The sequence below is a fragment of the Brevibacterium sp. 'Marine' genome (assembly GCF_012844365.1).
In the GTDB taxonomy this organism is placed as follows: domain Bacteria; phylum Actinomycetota; class Actinomycetes; order Actinomycetales; family Brevibacteriaceae; genus Brevibacterium.
Map to the genome: position 1 here is coordinate 1,763,992 of NZ_CP051626.1, position 15,184 is coordinate 1,779,175.

A 15,184-nucleotide genomic window follows, 5' to 3' on the forward strand; every position below is an offset into this window, starting at 1 on the left:
ACACCCTCGGGAGAATGATGCCGACCAACACCTTGTCCGATGGAACCTCGAACGCAGGCGGGCCCGACCCGTCCCGCAGCGACGCCCGGAAGAAGAAGATCTGGCCCTTCATTCTCCTGACCGTTCTCGTGCTCGCCGCCATCTACGTGGTGATCGGCTTCTTCAGCGGACGTGTGCTGGCACCGGGCACGACCGTGGCCGGAATCGACATCGGCGGCAAGTCCGCGACGGAGGCCGAGAACACCCTGCGCAATGATCTGCGCGACGACGCAGAGAAGGGAATCGTCTTAAAGGCCGGCGAGCCGACCGCGGAGCTCGACCCGGAGAAGGCCGGAATCTCCTTCGACGCCGGAGCCACCGTCGATCGCGTCACCGGCTTCAGCCTCGATCCCACCGTCATCTGGCACCGGCTCTTCGGTGATGACGACGTCGACCCTGTCATCAAGGTGGACGAGAAGAAGTTCGACAAGGCAACGGCGAAGGTCACCGAATCACTGGCCGCCGAACCGCAAGACGCCGAACTCGAGTTCGACAAGACCACCCCGAAGGTCACGGACGGCAAGAACGGCCAGACCGTCGACACCGCCGCCGTGCGCAGCGCCGTCGACGAACATTGGCTGCGCACCGAGGATGCTCTGCCGGTCAGCCCGACGAGCGTCGAACCCGATATCACCACGGCAGAAGCCGAAGACATGGCCGACGGGTTCGCGAAAGACGCAGTGAGCAAGGACCTCACGATCACGGCGAAGCCTGGGAAGGATGCGGACTCCGAGGTCAAGGGCGGTGACCTCACCGTGTCCCCGAAGACCATTGCGAAGACTCTGACCTTCAAAGCCGAGGACTCGAAGCTCACGCCCGTCTTCGATCAGGAGGCTCTGCAGAAGTCCGTGCTGGCCGCGAACAAGGACATCGGGCGACCGGCCGAGGACGCGAGTTTCGAGATCAAGGACGGCAAGCCCGAGGTCGTGCCTTCCCGCGATGGCATCGGCATCAAGGCCAAGGAGCTGACCGGCGCTGTCACCGATGCCATCAACGGCAAGGACGACAAACCGAGCGTCACCCTGGCCTCCGTCAAACCCGATTTCACGACGAAGGATGCGAAGAAGGCCGATGTCTCCGACACCGTGTCTCACTTCTCCACCGGCTACAACTCCGAGCCCAACCGCGATACCAATCTGCGTGTGGCCTCGAAGAAGGTCTCCGGCACCGTGCTCCAGCCCGGCGAGCAGTTCTCCCTCAACGAAGCTCTGGGCCAGCGCACAGCGGCGAACGGCTACAAACCTGCCGGCGTGATCTCCGAAGGTCAGATGAAGAAAGACTACGGCGGCGGAGTCTCACAGGTGTCGACGACACTGTTCAATGCCGCGTTCTTCGCCGGTTTCGACCTCGACGAACACCAAGCGCATTCGCGCTATATCTCCCGTTATCCGGAGGGCCGCGAGTCGACCCTCGACTGGTCCTCGATCGATATGAAGTTCACGAACAACTCGAAGACCCCGGTCGTTCTCGATATGTACCTCAAGGACGGAGAGGTCCATGCGAAGGTCTTCGGCGTCAAGAAGTACGATGTGTCGGCCAGCGCCTCGGATCGGTTCAACCACACCTCACCGGGTTCGATCACCGAAAGCGGACCGTCGTGCACCCCGCAGTCGCCCAAGGGCGGCTGGTCGATCCGGATCACCCGGACCATGAAGGGCATCAGTTCGGGTCAGACCACGAAGGACGGATTCACCACGGTCTACCGGCCGGTGAACAAGGTCGAATGCAAGGGCTGAGCCCTCGCAGCAGGATTCCGGCCGGCTGACCGGTCAGCGGGCTTCGGCGTACCAGGACCGATGGCGGACAGTCGCGCCGAGAGAGGCGAAGAGGTTCAACGATGCCTCATTGCTCGACTCGATGTCGACGAGGTAGGACCGAACCCCGCGCTGAGCGAGCAGCGCCGCCGCAGCTGCGGCCACCGAACGCCCGGCACCGCGACGTCGCAGATCGGGACGGGTGATGAGGTTGGTGATGACTCCCCATTTGCTGCGCTCGACCACTCTGCATGCCGCTACCATCGATCGGGAGCCGTCGGGATGCTCGGCATAGGCGGTGACGAACTCACACGGCTGATCGGCTTCGATGAGTGTCTTGAACGCCTCAGCCGAACCCGGTTCCTCTCCGGGGCTGCGCTGCGACGTCCACGCCGCGAAGTGCTCGGAGGACGGTGCATCGTTCACGTCGATGAGCAGACCGGCAGCGGCCGCCTCGGCGGGGGAAGACACGCCGCCGGCTGCCTCGCTCGTGGCGCCGGTGAGCAGCAGGGTGGCCTCTGAGGGGGTGTAGCCGCGGGCCGAGAGCAGGGGAGCGAGCCCCTCGCATTCTGGAGCAAGCGCGGTGGAATCATCGGCGGAATAGATCTGGACGCGACCGGGCTCGCCTCGGGTCCGATACCACTCCTCGACTGCGTCGAGCCCCTGCTCCCACCCGAGACCGGTGTCGGAAATGGGCAGACACGAATTGGCTCGGCGGGTCGCGGACTCCGAATGGCGCAGCAGCCAGCCCTTCTGCAGCAGGCTGACCTCGGCGGCCGCCTCGGTGCCTTCGTTGCGCAGATTCTCCACGTGCAGCCAGGACACATCGCGGGGGAGCCAAGCGGCCGCGGAGATGCGCCGCAGATCCACGGCGGAGACGATCTCGTGGGTGCGTCCGGCTTTGGTCGGAGCCGGGGGCACCTCGTGGACGAGGAGGATCTGGGCACGAGCGATGCGCAGGGGACCGCGCTTGGTATCGATCTCGAGCCCCTCCTCGTCGACGGCTGTGACGACGCCGAGGGCGTCGGACGTCGAATGGGTGTCACCGGGGTCGAGCGAATACCGCACGACCACTCGTCTGCCGGGCTGCAGATCGTCCACGTCTGGCCTTCCTCCGCGAAATTGATGCCCTCCCACCCTATGACACGCACGCCGCGGTCGGGCGCAGGCGGGAGCGGCGATGTCAGATGCAATGCGAATCACCTGGGACCGGTGAGCACGGGAATCCCGCGGAGGCGTATTGTGGGAGGTACATGCGCACCATCTGTGAGTCTTTCGAGGAGTCAGCCCAGTGACGTACATCATTGCCCAGCCCTGTGTCGACCTCAAGGACAAGGCCTGCATCGACGAATGTCCCGTCGACTGCATCTACGAGGGCGAACGCAGCCTGTACATCCACCCCGACGAATGCGTCGACTGCGGTGCCTGCGAACCCGTGTGCCCCGTCGAAGCCATCTTCTACGAAGACGATGTGCCCGATGAATGGGAAGAGTACTACAAGGCCAACGTCGAATTCTTCGACGACCTCGGTTCGCCCGGCGGCGCCGCGAAGCTCGGCAACACCGGCAAGGACCACCCGATCATCTCCGCCCTGCCTCCCCAGAACCACGACGACTGACCGATGACGAACGCATTCGGACTCAACCTCCCGGACTACCCCTGGGACCGACTCACGGAATACCGCAACCGGGCCGCCGAGCATCCCGACGGAGTCTGCGACCTCTCCATCGGTACGCCCGTCGACCCCACCCCTGAGGTGATCCGTCGCGCCCTGTCGGAGGCAGGGGATGCCCACGGCTACCCGACGACCGCCGGAACGGCGCAGCTGCGTGAAGCCATCGCTCGGTGGTACGAGAACTGGCATTCGGTCAGCCTCGACCCCGCTGCCGAAATCCTGCCGACCGTCGGCTCGAAAGAGCTCGTCGCCTGGCTGCCCACTCTGTTGGGGCTGCGCGAACGCGGGCTGACCGTCGCCTGCCCCTCCGCCGCGTACCCGACCTATGAGATGGGGGCGACCATTGCCGGGGTGGAATGCCGCCGCATCGATGCCGCCCAGGTCGTCGACGGAGCCTCGTTGGACGGCGTCGGTCTGCTGTGGATCAACACCCCGAGCAATCCGACGGGAGAGGTCCTCGACGTCGGCACCCTCGCCGAGGTGGTTCGCCGTGCTCGCGCCGCCGGAGTCGTCGTGGCGTCGGACGAATGCTACGGACTGCTCAACTGGGAATCCGATGAGCCGGCGCCGAGTGTGCTCAAGGCCGCGGGGGAGTCGAACGCCGGCGTGCTGAGTGTGTACTCGATGTCGAAGCAGTCGAACCTCGCCGGCTACCGAGCGGCGTTCGTCGCCGGCGATGCCGAGCTCATCTCGGATCTCACCCGCTCGCGCAAACACGCAGGCATGATCGTGCCCTTCCCGATCCAGGAGGCCATGGTCGCCGGGCTGCGCGACACGGAACACGTGCTGGCGCAGAAAGAGACCTACCGGGCGCGGCGCGAGCAGCTGCGAACCGGGCTCGAGGAGTTCGGATTCCGCATCGATCATTCGACCGCGGGTCTCTACCTGTGGTCGACAGCAGACAAGAACTGCTGGAGGTCCCTGGCTGACCTCGCCGAACTCGGCATCGTCGCAGGTCCCGGAGAGTTCTACGGAGCCGCGGCTGCCGACCATGTGCGAATTGCGCTGACCGCCACCGACGAACGGATCCGGGCCGCGGCCGAGCGTCTTCGGGCCGCCTCGAAATGATGGCGGGGGTGGGGCAGGGTGCTCGGAAACCACCGGTTTCCGAGCGTCCGCTAAGTTCCCGCTAAGACTTCATGCAGGCCAAAAAACTGTTATTTTCCCTGGTCAGACGTATTACCGACCAGTATATGAAGCGTGCAGTGATTTTCTGATTCCCGCAGTTGTCGGTAGTCTTTGAAAGAACTGTGCAAAACACCTCAGGAAGTTCTTGGGGTCGGTCAACGGTGAGGAGATCGAATGACTTCGGAGGCGAACCTCAGGATCGCTGATACGGAGCTGACACTGCCCGAGGTGTCAGCAACAGCGGGCAACAACGGATACCGTATCGGTTCTCTGCTCAAAGAGACCGGCGCGGTCACATACGATCCAGGGTTTGCCAACACTGCAACCACCTCGTCGTCCATCACCTACATCGATGGTGACAACGGTGAGCTGCAGTACCGCGGGTACCCGATCGAACAGCTCGCGGAACAGTCGAACTTCGTCGAAGTCTGCTACCTCCTCATCTATGGTGAGCTGCCGACTCAGGAACAGTACGACGCCTTCGACGCTCGCCTGCGCGGACACACCATCGTCCACGAGGACCTGCGACGCTTCTTCCGTGCGTTCCCGTACGACGCTCATCCGATGCCTATGGTTGCAGCTGCCGTCGCGGCTTTGTCGACGTTCTACCAAGATGACCTCGATGTCTTTGACGAAGACCAGATCGACACGTCGTCATTCCGTCTGCTCGCGAAGATGCCGACCATCGCAGCTCTTGCGCATCGGAAGAACATGGGGCTGCCGGTCATCCACCCGGACAACTCGCTGAGCCTGGTGGAGAACTTCCTGCGCGTGAACTTCGGCGTTCCCGCTGAGGAATACGAACCGGATCCGCTGGCAGTCAAGGCCATGGATCAGCTGTTCATCCTCCACGCCGATCACGAGCAGAACTGCTCGACCTCGACGGTTCGTCTCGTCGGCTCATCGCAGGCCAACGTGTTCCAGTCGATCTCGGCCGGAGTCAACGCCTTGGCCGGACCGCTGCACGGCGGCGCGAACTCCGCTGTGCTCGAGATGCTCGAGCAGATCGCGGCTTCCGATGACGGACCGAAGAAGTTCATGGAGCGCGTGAAGAACAAGGAAGACGGCGTTCGTCTCATGGGCTTCGGTCACCGCGTGTACAAGAACTACGATCCGCGCGCGAAGATCATCAAGAAGACGGCCGACGAGGTTCTCGCCCGTTCCGGCGGCGACCCGCTGCTCGAGCTGGCTCAGCAGCTCGAAGAGATCGCGCTGGCCGACGACTACTTCGTCGAGCGCAAGCTCTACCCGAACGTCGACTTCTACACGGGTCTCATCTACAAGGCCCTCGGATTCCCGACGAATATGTTCACTGTGCTGTTCTCGGTCGGTCGTCTGCCCGGCTGGATCGCTCAGTGGCGCGAGATGATCAAGGACCCCGAGACGAAGATCGGCCGTCCCCGCCAGATCTACACGGGCGAATACAACCGGAACTACAAGGACATCAGCGAACGCTGAGTCCCGGGGATCAGCCGGCCGCACGTCAGCGACGTGACAACGGACGACTGAGTCCCACCTCGGCGCATGTGTCGTCGAGCCCACGCAATGGCGTCGGAGCAGAATCATCTGTCCGACGCCGTTGCGCATTCATGGCTCGGTCTCGTACAGCCGCTCTTTCCCCATCCCGCACCGGTAGTGCCACTTCGCGTCGCAGGAGGCTTGTCCTACAGGTACTGACGTATCCATCATCCTCCGTGCCACAACCCCCTGCAGGAACACGGTGGTATGCCAGTACGGGTGGCGGATGTCAGGCGTCGTGGCGAAGAACCGTCGAAGGCACGCTGCTTCTGCCGCCGGCAGCAACTCTCACCGCTGGCGACTGTTCATACAGCTGCTTGAGCATCCATCACCTTTCGTTCCGCAACCCCCTGTAGGAACGGGGCGTTATGGCACTCGCGAGGAGATTTGCCGCCAGCAGGGTGACTCGCTGCGAAGCATGTGGGATGCCTGGCCTCGGCGAGGAGTGAATGCGCTGAGGGCGCGTCCACATGATGTGAACGCGCCCTCTGCTGCAGTGCGGCGTGTGACTCAGTGCAGGTCGGGGTTGAGCTCGATGCCCTTGGAGTCGCGGGCGATCGCCTCAACGGCGCCGGTGACCGAATTGCGTCGGAAGAGGATGTTGTTCTTCCCGCTGAGCTCGGCGGCCTTGACCACGGCATCGCCTTCGCCGGGGACCGTCACGCGGGTGCCTGCAGTGATGTAGAGACCGGCTTCGACGATGCAGTCATCGCCGATGGAGATGCCGACTCCGGCATTCGCTCCGAGGAGGCTGCCCGAGCCGATGGAGATGCGGTGAGTGCCGCCGCCGGAGAGCGTGCCCATGATCGAAGCTCCGCCGCCGATGTCCGATCCGTCGCCGACGACGACGCCCTGCGAGATGCGGCCCTCGACCATGGCCGAACCGAGGGTGCCGGCGTTGAAGTTCACGAAGCCTTCGTGCATGACGGTGGTGCCGGGAGCAAGATGGGCGCCGAGACGGACACGGTCGGCATCGGCGATGCGCACACCGGAGGGGATGACGAAGTCCGTCATCCGCGGGAACTTGTCGAGTCCGTATACGGCGACGGGACCGCGGGCAAGCAGTTTGGCGCGAGTGGCCTCGAAGCCCTCGGGCGAGCAGGCGCCGAAGGAGGTCCACACGACATTGGCGATATGACCGAAGATGCCGTCGAGGTTGACGTCGTTGGGGGTCACGACGCGGTGGGACAGTGCGTGCAGACGCAGGTAGGCATCGGCCGCCGAGGCGGGACCGGCGTCGAGATCGATTGTGGTGGTGACGACTTCTGACCGGGTGCCGCGGGCCTCATCGGCGCCCACGAGCGCGTCGAGTCCGTCGTCGGCGGCGCGGGCGGTGGCGGCCGCCTCGGCGGTGTCGTGGGTATCACCGGTGCTCAAGGCGGGGTACCAGACGGAGAGGACGGTGTCGGAATGGATCGTGGCGAGTCCGCGTGCGGAAACAATGCGTTCTGTCATGTCTCAAGCCTAGACGGTGGCGCCGTACTAGGCTAAGAGACATGACTGTCGATCCATCTGCTGAGACTGATGCCATATTCGCGCCCACCGGAGACTTCGGTGAATACCTGTTCGCCGCACTGGGTGACCCGGCCGAACTCACCGGTCGTCTGTGCGCCGTCGAATCCGTGTCGGGGAACGAAACCGTCCTCGCCGATGCCGTCGTCGACGTGCTGGAGAGGATCAGCGCAGGGCCGGGCCCGGATCTGGAGATCCTCCGCGACGGAGACACCATCATCGCGCGCACGAACCTCGGCCTGGCCGAGCGCATCGTCGTCGCCGGCCACCTCGACACCGTTCCCGTCGAAGACAATCTTCCGCCTGTGCGCACCCATATGACCGGAGAGAACTACCCCGCTGATGAGGTCATCTGGGGTCGGGGCGCCTGCGACATGAAGGCCGGAGTGGCGATGCAGCTGGCCACGGCGGCCGCGCTGACCGCACCGAATCGCGACGTCAGCTGGGTCTTCTACGACCACGAAGAGGTCGATGCCTCACTCAACGGGCTCGGCCGCGTCTCCCGCAATCAACCCGATTGGCTCACCGGTGACTTCGCGATCCTCGGCGAACCTTCGAACGCCTCCGTCGAAGGCGGCTGCAACGGAACCATCCGCGTCGACGTCACCACCACCGGAGTCCGCGCCCACTCGGCACGTGCATTCATGGGCGTCAACGCCATCCACTCCGCCGCCGAGGTGCTCACCAGGCTCGCCGAATTCGAGACCGACACCGTCACGGTCGACGGCCTCGACTACCGCGAATCCCTGTCCGCTGTGAACATCCGCGGGGGAGTCGCCGGCAATGTCGTGCCCGACGAATGCGTCGTGTCCGTGAACTACCGCTTCGCTCCGAGCAAATCCGCCGCCGAGGCAGAGTCCTTCCTACGCGAGTTCTTCACCGGATTCGACGTCGTCGTCACCGATGCCGCCGAGGGTGCGCGTCCCGGGCTCGACAGGGCCATCGCCCAGGACTTCATCGATACGCTCGGACTGTCCCCGGCCCCGAAGCTCGGCTGGACCGATGTGTCCCGATTCAGCGCACTGGGAGTTCCGGCGGTGAATTTCGGTCCTGGCAACCCTCTGTACGCCCATAAGTCGGATGAGCATGTGAAAGTCACCGAGGTGGACCAGGCCACCGCAACTCTGCGCAGCTACCTTCAGGGCCGGTGAATGAGATGACCAGATCGACAGACGATTCGACCGGCGACCCGGCAGGCGATTCGACGGACGACCCTACCGGCGACCCGGGTTACTACAGCAAGGGCCCACTGCGGCTGAGCGGTGACCAGGTGCCGGAGACGACGACGGACCAGCGCCTCCTCGAATCGAAGTCCGGCACCGACTGGGTGCATGAGGACCCGTGGCGCGTCATGCGCATCCAAGCCGAGTTCGTCGAAGGATTCGGCTCGCTGGCCGAGATCGGCCCGGCCGTGTCGATTTTCGGGTCCGCCCGTCTGAAAGCCGGCACCCGGGCGTATGCGGACACCCGAGAGATCGCTCGCCGCATTGCGGAGAACGGCAACGCGATCATCACCGGCGGGGGACCCGGAATCATGGAAGCCGGTAACCGCGGTGCCTGTGAGGGCGGGGGAGTGTCCATCGGGCTGGGCATCGAGCTGCCCTTCGAAACCGGGCTCAACGAGCACGTCGAACTCGGCGTGAACTTCCGCTACTTCTTCGTCCGCAAGACCATGTTCCTCAAGTACTCGCGCGGATTCGTCGTCATGCCCGGCGGCCTGGGCACACTCGACGAGCTGTTCGAAGCCCTCACCATGGTCCAGACCGGCAAGATCACGTCATTCCCGATCGTGCTCGTCGGCACTGACTACTGGCGCGGGCTCGTCGGTTGGATGCAGAACACCCTTCTGGCCGCGGGGACGATCAGCGAAGCGGATCTGAACATGTTCACCCTCACCGACGACATCGACGAAGTCGTTGCCGCGATCGGACCGGGACACGGCACGGACTCCGCGGTGTCGTCATCTGCGAACGGCCGACCGTGAGGGGTGACGCCGCCGGCCAGCCGGAGGCCGAACGATTCGAGCTGGCCCGGGCCCGGCCCGGAACCCCGGCTATCATGGCCGTGATCAACCGCACAACCGATTCCTTCTACGAATCTGCCGCCACCCTCGACGAGGCGATCGCTGCGGTGGGGGCCGCCGCCTCCGCCGGTGCCCAGATCGTCGATATCGGAGGTGTGCGCGCCGGCCGCGGTCGGGAGATCTCCGTGGCCGAGGAGATCGACCGCGTGTGCGCGACCATCGAAGCCGTCGCTGGGTCCCACCCGCACGTGCTCATCAGCGTCGACACCTGGCGCCATGAGGTGGCCGACGCGGCCTGCAGGGCCGGCGCGGGACTGCTCAATGACACCTGGGCAGGGGTCGACCCGAAGCTCGCCGAGGTGGCCGCCCGGAATGACGTCGGCATCGTCTGCTCCCACACAGGCGGTTTGGATCCGCGCACCGACGCCCACCGCAACCGCTATGGTCTGCAGGCCGGTGACGTCGTCGACTCCACCGTCTCCGGCGTCATCGAGCTCGCCGAGGCGGCCCGTGCAGCAGGGGTGCGTGAAGACCGGATCATCATCGACCCCACTCCGGACTTCGGGAAGAACACGTACCATTCGCTGCGGCTGCTGCGCGAACTCGAACGGTTCACCGCCACGGGCTACCCGGTGCTGCTGGCGATCTCACGGAAGGATTTCGTGGGAGAGTCCATCGGCGAGGTCGGTCCACAGGATCGACTGTACGGGACGATCGCCGCAACCGCGCTGGCCATCGAGAAGGGAGCGGCGCTGATCCGCACACACGACGTGAGAGCCACTGCCGACGCGATCGACGTGACCGTGGCAATCACCGGTGAAGCGGCACCGAAACACACCGTGCGCGGCCTGCGCTGAGCATTCCGCGCAGGCGCCTATGCGAAAATGGGGGCATGCCTCTGTGGATTGTCATCGGTGTCGCTGCCGCGGTCTTCGTCCTCGTATTCGTCGTCGCAGCGACCTTCAACGTCTTCTCTTCCGAAACCATCGACGAGGCCGAAGAGCGCTGGACCGGGCTGCCTGCGGAGTTCACCGGCGAGGACCTGGAATCGGTGCGGTTCCGGCCCGCCCTGCGCGGCTACCGGATGGACGACGTCGACGAGGCCATGGCGATGCTACGCGCACGCCTGATCGAACTCGAATCCGCAGCTGCCTCTGACGGACCGGAAACGGCTGCCGGACCACGATGAGTCGCCCCGCAGATCTGCCCGGAATCACCCTCGCCCCCGAAGTCTTCGATTCCTCGCGCTGCAGCCGCCTCAGCGCTCTGTTCATGAGCCTGCCCGTGTGGCTGCAGGCGGTTTCCGTGTACTTCGTCTCCCGCGTCGTGAGCATGTCGATCTTCGCCGCGGTCCTCAAACGTCAGGACCCGGCGAACTGGTCATCGTCACCGGTGACGACGACGCTCAATGACTTCCTCAACTTCTGGGACGGCGGCTGGTACGGGCGTGTCGCCGACGAAGGGTATCCTCGCGTTCTGCCGGTCGACGAATCCGGATCTGTCGCGGAGAACCAATGGGCGTTCTATCCGCTGCATCCCTCGATCGTGGCCACTGTCTCGGACCTCACGGGGCTGAGCTACGAGGTCATCTCGCCGATCGTGTCCACGATCGCCGCGGGGCTGGCTTCGATCGTCATCCTCCACCTCTTCCGCAAGTACGTCGATGGCGGTCAGGCGCTGATGGGGCTGGCCCTCGTCATGTTCTTCCCGCCCGCCGCGATCTTCTCCACCGGCTATGCCGAATCTCTGACTCTTCTGCTGCAGGCGACGGCGCTCTTCCTCGTCGTCGAGCGCCGCTATCTCACCGCGATCCCGGTCGTCGTCTTCATGGATCTGTCGCGGCCGATCGGCGTCGCGTTCTCGTTCTTCATGCTCTTCCACCTCATCGACCGCTTCCTTCGCCGCCGCAGCGATCCGTATCCGACCGGCGAGGTGGTCCGGTCCTGGACGCTGGGCGTGTCCTCCTGCGCGGCGGCACTCATCCACCCGATCCATGCGTGGTGGGCGACCGGATCGCTGACTGCCTATACCGACACCGAGGCGGCTTGGCACACCGGCGAGACCAGCTTCGTCGTCCAGTGGGTGGCCCGGTCGATCAGCCTCATCGGTCCGCTCGGTCCGGTGCTGCTCGTCATCGTCGTCGCCGGAATGCTCGCCTTGATCTTCTCACCGGCGGGAGCGCATATGGGTCGGACGCTGCAGCTGTTCTGCCTCGGCTACGGGCTGTACCTGCTCATCTTCTTCAATCCGCAGACCTCCACCCTGCGTCTGCTGCTGCCGCTGTTCCCGTTGGCGCTGACACTGGCGCTGGTACGCTCACGAGGCTATCGGGCCGTGCTGCTGGTCGCCTATATCCTGCTTCAGATCGTGTGGGTCGCCTATCTGTGGCACTTCACTCCGCCCGCCGACCTGCCTCCGTGACCGTCAGCCGATCTGCGCCGTGACTGCCCGCAGGGTGGAAGAGTTGCGAAGAGTTACCGGGAACGCGCGGATCATGGAATAATCTTAAGTACATCATTCGGTCCACCTGGTGTGAACCGTCTTTGCATGACAACGGAAGGAAGAGCCCATATGGCAGCCCAGAAACCCCGCACCGGCGACGGACCTCTGGAAGTGACCGAAGAAGGCCGAAGCATGGTGATGCGGCTTCCAGTCGAAGGCGGAGGCCGCCTGGTGATCGAACTCAGCAGAGACGAAGCCACCGGACTCCACGACACCCTCGCCAAGACACTGGGGCTCTGAGCCGACGGCCGCAGCATACGGCCGAGCGGAGACTCACGAACAGCAGAGACTTACCTGTAAGTCTCTGCTGTCGTCGAATTCACCGGGCCTTCTGCAGAAGCAGCAGCCCTTCGCCGATGGGCAGCAGCACCCGTTCGAGGCCTTCCTGTTCTGCGATGCGATTGAGCAAGCTGCGGGCAGCCTGAGTGCGAGGACTGCGATCGACGGGATCGGCGACGGCGCCCTTGAGCAGAGTCTTGTGGATGACCAACAGCCCCTGAGCGTCGAGCAGCCGCAGAGAGGGCTCGATCATCCTCTCCAGGCTGCCCGGCTCCACGTCGATGAAGACCATGTCATAGGCCGACGGGGCGAGTCGCTTGAGCACCTCTTCGGCGCGGCCGCTCATCAGACGCAGCCGACCAGGTCTGATCCCGGCCATGTCGACGAGATCCCGCGCGGCGCTCTGGGTCGTGGAATTCGTGTCGATCGACGTCAGTATCCCGGCGGTGGGCATTCCGCGCAGCAGCGACAGGGTCGATGTTCCGACTCCGGTGCCGACTTCGACAGCTGCGACCGGAGTGAGGAGGCGCGCCAGGAGAGTCAGGGTCTTCGCCGTGGTCTGGGAGACCGGCGCGATCCCGAACTCATGTGAATGGGTGCGAGCGGCGTCGAGCAGCGGATCGGGACCGTTGAACTGTTCCGAGAAGGTGAGATCACCTGCATTTTCGCGTGCCAACCGGCCCCTCCCTTCTGGTGCTGAGTTCTCCCAAGTCTAACCGCATTCGGGTTCGATTCCGTGGGTGCGCCACAGCCGATCGAGTTCGTCGACGTCGAGGAACGCTTCGCGTTCGACGCGCGCATGTGAGTGCGCAGTGCCCTCAGCATCCCAGTGGATGCGGGCTCGGGCGAAGATCTCCGGCGGCAGGATCCCGGCCGCGTTGACGACTCGCCACCACGTGACGTTCGACCCGAATTCCCGCATCACCCGACCGACGTAGCGGGGTGAGCAGTCGGCGACGGCACCGACCGTGCCGTAGGCGACGACACGAGCGGCGGGAACGAGTTCGACGATGCGCAGCACCCGTTCGACGGCTATCTCGTCCACTGGGCCTCCCGGCGGGATCGGATTGTCGAACCTGTGCTGACCATGAGTCGATGCTACCGCCGTCCACGGTAGACTTGAGATCATGTTCGGTATCAACGGCACCGAAATGGTGATTCTGGTCGTTGTGGCCTTGGTCGTGATCGGACCCAAACGCCTGCCCGAATACGCTCAGAAGCTGCGGGATTTCGTGCGACAGATGCGCCGCATGGCCGAAGGCGCGAAGGACAGCGTCCGACGCGATTTCGGCGACGACTTCAAGGACGTGGACTGGCAGAAGCTCGACCCGCGTCAGTACGATCCGCGCCGGATCGTGCGTGAGGCCCTCGTCGAAGAGGATGCGGCCATCCGCGAATCCAAACGTCAGGAACGTGCAACTCAGGAATCGTCGCCCACTGAGTCCGCAGGCGCTGCAACGTCGACTCAGACCGACACCGAGGCGGCCCCCACCCGGGAGCGGTCACCCATCGAACGGTTCCAGGCCCAGGTCACCCTGCGCGATCGCGGGGTTGCGGCGCCGTTCGACCCCGAATCCACCTGAACCCGGGGTCATCTCACAGCGCCGAGGCGACGGCGCCGACTCACACCGGGCTCAGGCCCAGAGATCTGCCGGACAGGCCCCTACTGCGTCGCCGCAGCGACTCTGCGAGAGCGTCGAAGGCCTGAGCCGCAGGAGACTCGGGGCTGCCGAGCACGACCGGGGTGCCGGCATCCGATCCTTCCCGCAGACGGGTGTCCAAGGGGATCTGAGCGAGCAGCGGAACCTCGTGTTCGACGGTGGCGGTGAGGTTCTCGGCGACACTGGCACCTCCGCCGGATCCGAACACCTCAATTCGAGTGCCGTCGGGCATCTCCATCCACGACATGTTCTCGATGACTCCCGCCAACGCCTGCTTCGTCTGTGTGGCGATGGATCCAGCGCGTTCGGCGACCTGAGCGGCCGCTGACTGAGGTGTGGTGACGACGAGGAGCTCGGATGCGGGAAGCAGCTGTGCCACGGAGATCGCGATATCTCCTGTGCCGGGAGGCAGATCGAGCAGGAGCACGTCGAGGTCGCCCCAGAACACATCCGTGAGGAACTGCTGCAGGGCGCGATGGAGCATCGGACCGCGCCAGACGACGGCCTGATTCGGTGGGACGAACATGCCGATGCTCATCACCTTCACGCCGTGGGAGATCTGCGGCAGGATCATCTCATCGACTCGGGTCGGCTTTCCGGAGAGTCCGAGCATGCCGGGGATGGAGAAGCCGTAGATATCGGCATCGACGACGCCGACGCGCAGCCCCTTCTCCGCCAGAGACACCGCGAGATTCGCCGTCACCGAGGATTTTCCGACTCCGCCCTTTCCGGACGCAACGGCATAGACCTTGGTCAGAGACTCCGGGCGGTTGAACGGGATGTCGCGGGTGCCGGAGCCCTGCAGCTTCTCCTTCATCGCCTTGCGCTGCTCGGGGCTCATCGTGCCCAGCACGACAACGACCTCGGTGACCCCGTCGACCCGGGCCACTGCGGCCTCCGTGTCCTTGGTGATCGTGTCCTTCAGCGGGCACCCGGCGATCGTGAGGAGAACGGTGACGGTGACCTTGCCGTCGTCGATGTCGATCGATCCGACCATATCGAGTTCGACGATGCTGCGGCGGATCTCAGGATCGATGACCCCGGTCAGCGCCTGAATCACAGCGTCCACAGAGGGATCAGCCATACCTACGTC

General features: G+C 64.5%; 16 protein-coding genes. 11 read left to right on the forward strand and 5 right to left on the reverse strand.

The window, feature by feature from the left end:
* Positions 1–14: 14 nt before the first annotated feature.
* On the forward strand, positions 15–1,775 hold the full coding sequence (locus HF684_RS07915; RefSeq protein ID WP_248279171.1) for a VanW family protein: 1,761 nt from the start codon (positions 15–17) through the stop codon (positions 1,773–1,775).
* Between the two features lie 33 nt (positions 1,776–1,808).
* Here the strand turns inward: HF684_RS07915 and HF684_RS07920 are convergent, their stop codons facing one another.
* Positions 1,809–2,894: a GNAT family N-acetyltransferase gene (locus tag HF684_RS07920; RefSeq protein WP_169252057.1), complete on the reverse strand. Its 1,086-nt coding sequence runs from the start codon at positions 2,892–2,894 to the stop codon at positions 1,809–1,811.
* A gap of 190 nt (positions 2,895–3,084) precedes the next feature.
* Here HF684_RS07920 and fdxA point away from each other — a divergent pair, with 190 nt between their 5' ends.
* The 3 genes from fdxA (at position 3,085) to HF684_RS07935 (ending at position 6,054) form a co-directional block, all read left to right on the forward strand.
* Entirely contained in the window at positions 3,085–3,411 is a 327-nt protein-coding gene (gene fdxA, locus HF684_RS07925; RefSeq protein WP_025776980.1) for a ferredoxin, read from the forward strand.
* A gap of 3 nt (positions 3,412–3,414) precedes the next feature.
* Entirely contained in the window at positions 3,415–4,536 is a 1,122-nt protein-coding gene (dapC, locus tag HF684_RS07930; RefSeq protein ID WP_169252058.1) for a succinyldiaminopimelate transaminase, read from the forward strand.
* A 234-nt stretch (positions 4,537–4,770) separates the two neighbouring features.
* The gene (locus tag HF684_RS07935) at positions 4,771–6,054 is read left to right on the forward strand and encodes a citrate synthase (RefSeq protein ID WP_101544913.1); all 1,284 of its coding nucleotides are present in this window, start codon (positions 4,771–4,773) and stop codon (positions 6,052–6,054) included.
* Between the two features lie 570 nt (positions 6,055–6,624).
* Here HF684_RS07935 and dapD read toward each other — a convergent pair.
* Positions 6,625–7,569 carry a 2,3,4,5-tetrahydropyridine-2,6-dicarboxylate N-succinyltransferase gene (gene dapD / locus HF684_RS07940; RefSeq protein WP_169252059.1) on the reverse strand — a complete coding sequence of 315 codons (945 nt, stop codon included), beginning with the start codon at positions 7,567–7,569 and terminating at the stop codon, positions 6,625–6,627.
* Positions 7,570–7,610: 41 nt separating this feature from the next.
* Between dapD and dapE the strand changes: the two genes are divergently transcribed.
* The 6 genes from dapE (at position 7,611) to HF684_RS07970 (ending at position 12,391) form a co-directional block, all read left to right on the forward strand.
* Positions 7,611–8,777 carry a succinyl-diaminopimelate desuccinylase gene (gene dapE, locus HF684_RS07945; protein WP_169252060.1) on the forward strand — a complete coding sequence of 389 codons (1,167 nt, stop codon included), beginning with the start codon at positions 7,611–7,613 and terminating at the stop codon, positions 8,775–8,777.
* A gap of 5 nt (positions 8,778–8,782) precedes the next feature.
* The gene (locus HF684_RS07950) at positions 8,783–9,610 is read left to right on the forward strand and encodes a TIGR00730 family Rossman fold protein (RefSeq protein WP_169252061.1); all 828 of its coding nucleotides are present in this window, start codon (positions 8,783–8,785) and stop codon (positions 9,608–9,610) included.
* A gap of 74 nt (positions 9,611–9,684) precedes the next feature.
* Positions 9,685–10,506 carry a dihydropteroate synthase gene (gene folP, locus HF684_RS07955; protein WP_169252062.1) on the forward strand — a complete coding sequence of 274 codons (822 nt, stop codon included), beginning with the start codon at positions 9,685–9,687 and terminating at the stop codon, positions 10,504–10,506.
* Positions 10,507–10,541: 35 nt separating this feature from the next.
* The gene (locus HF684_RS07960) at positions 10,542–10,838 is read left to right on the forward strand and encodes a DivIVA domain-containing protein (RefSeq protein WP_169252063.1); all 297 of its coding nucleotides are present in this window, start codon (positions 10,542–10,544) and stop codon (positions 10,836–10,838) included.
* The gene (locus HF684_RS07965) at positions 10,835–12,070 is read left to right on the forward strand and encodes a hypothetical protein (RefSeq protein WP_169252064.1); all 1,236 of its coding nucleotides are present in this window, start codon (positions 10,835–10,837) and stop codon (positions 12,068–12,070) included. The genes HF684_RS07960 and HF684_RS07965 overlap by 4 nt, the downstream gene beginning before the upstream one ends.
* 150 nt (positions 12,071–12,220) lie before the next feature.
* On the forward strand, positions 12,221–12,391 hold the full coding sequence (locus tag HF684_RS07970) for a DUF3117 domain-containing protein (protein WP_169252065.1): 171 nt from the start codon (positions 12,221–12,223) through the stop codon (positions 12,389–12,391).
* A 79-nt stretch (positions 12,392–12,470) separates the two neighbouring features.
* On the opposite strand, the gene HF684_RS07975 is transcribed toward HF684_RS07970, so the two are convergent.
* Both HF684_RS07975 and HF684_RS07980 read right to left on the reverse strand, forming a co-directional pair.
* A complete protein-coding gene (locus HF684_RS07975) occupies positions 12,471–13,106 on the reverse strand; it encodes a class I SAM-dependent methyltransferase (RefSeq protein WP_169252066.1) in 636 nt (211 codons plus the stop codon).
* A 36-nt stretch (positions 13,107–13,142) separates the two neighbouring features.
* Positions 13,143–13,475 (reverse strand): MGMT family protein, encoded by a 333-nt coding sequence (locus tag HF684_RS07980; protein ID WP_169252067.1) that lies wholly within the window; start codon positions 13,473–13,475, stop codon positions 13,143–13,145.
* An 82-nt stretch (positions 13,476–13,557) separates the two neighbouring features.
* Between HF684_RS07980 and HF684_RS07985 the strand changes: the two genes are divergently transcribed.
* A complete protein-coding gene (locus HF684_RS07985; protein ID WP_169252068.1) occupies positions 13,558–14,013 on the forward strand; it encodes a twin-arginine translocase TatA/TatE family subunit in 456 nt (151 codons plus the stop codon).
* Positions 14,014–14,053: 40 nt separating this feature from the next.
* Here HF684_RS07985 and HF684_RS07990 read toward each other — a convergent pair whose 3' ends face one another.
* Complete coding sequence (locus HF684_RS07990) at positions 14,054–15,175, reverse strand: Mrp/NBP35 family ATP-binding protein (RefSeq protein WP_169252069.1); 1,122 nt, start codon at positions 15,173–15,175, stop codon at positions 14,054–14,056.
* Between the last annotated feature and the right edge of the window lie 9 nt (positions 15,176–15,184).

Coding starts and splice junctions, on each gene's coding strand:
- HF684_RS07970 (WP_169252065.1), top strand. CDS start 12,221: ATGGCAGCCCAGAAACCCCGCACCGGCGACGGACCTCTGGAAGTGACC.
- HF684_RS07965 (WP_169252064.1), top strand. CDS start 10,835: ATGAGTCGCCCCGCAGATCTGCCCGGAATCACCCTCGCCCCCGAAGTC.
- HF684_RS07990 (WP_169252069.1), bottom strand. CDS start 15,175: ATGGCTGATCCCTCTGTGGACGCTGTGATTCAGGCGCTGACCGGGGTC.
- HF684_RS07935 (WP_101544913.1), top strand. CDS start 4,771: ATGACTTCGGAGGCGAACCTCAGGATCGCTGATACGGAGCTGACACTG.
- HF684_RS07915 (WP_248279171.1), top strand. CDS start 15: ATGATGCCGACCAACACCTTGTCCGATGGAACCTCGAACGCAGGCGGG.
- dapE (WP_169252060.1), top strand. CDS start 7,611: ATGACTGTCGATCCATCTGCTGAGACTGATGCCATATTCGCGCCCACC.
- dapD (WP_169252059.1), bottom strand. CDS start 7,569: ATGACAGAACGCATTGTTTCCGCACGCGGACTCGCCACGATCCATTCC.
- dapC (WP_169252058.1), top strand. CDS start 3,415: ATGACGAACGCATTCGGACTCAACCTCCCGGACTACCCCTGGGACCGA.
- folP (WP_169252062.1), top strand. CDS start 9,685: ATGGCCGTGATCAACCGCACAACCGATTCCTTCTACGAATCTGCCGCC.
- HF684_RS07985 (WP_169252068.1), top strand. CDS start 13,558: ATGTTCGGTATCAACGGCACCGAAATGGTGATTCTGGTCGTTGTGGCC.
- HF684_RS07950 (WP_169252061.1), top strand. CDS start 8,783: ATGACCAGATCGACAGACGATTCGACCGGCGACCCGGCAGGCGATTCG.
- HF684_RS07960 (WP_169252063.1), top strand. CDS start 10,542: ATGCCTCTGTGGATTGTCATCGGTGTCGCTGCCGCGGTCTTCGTCCTC.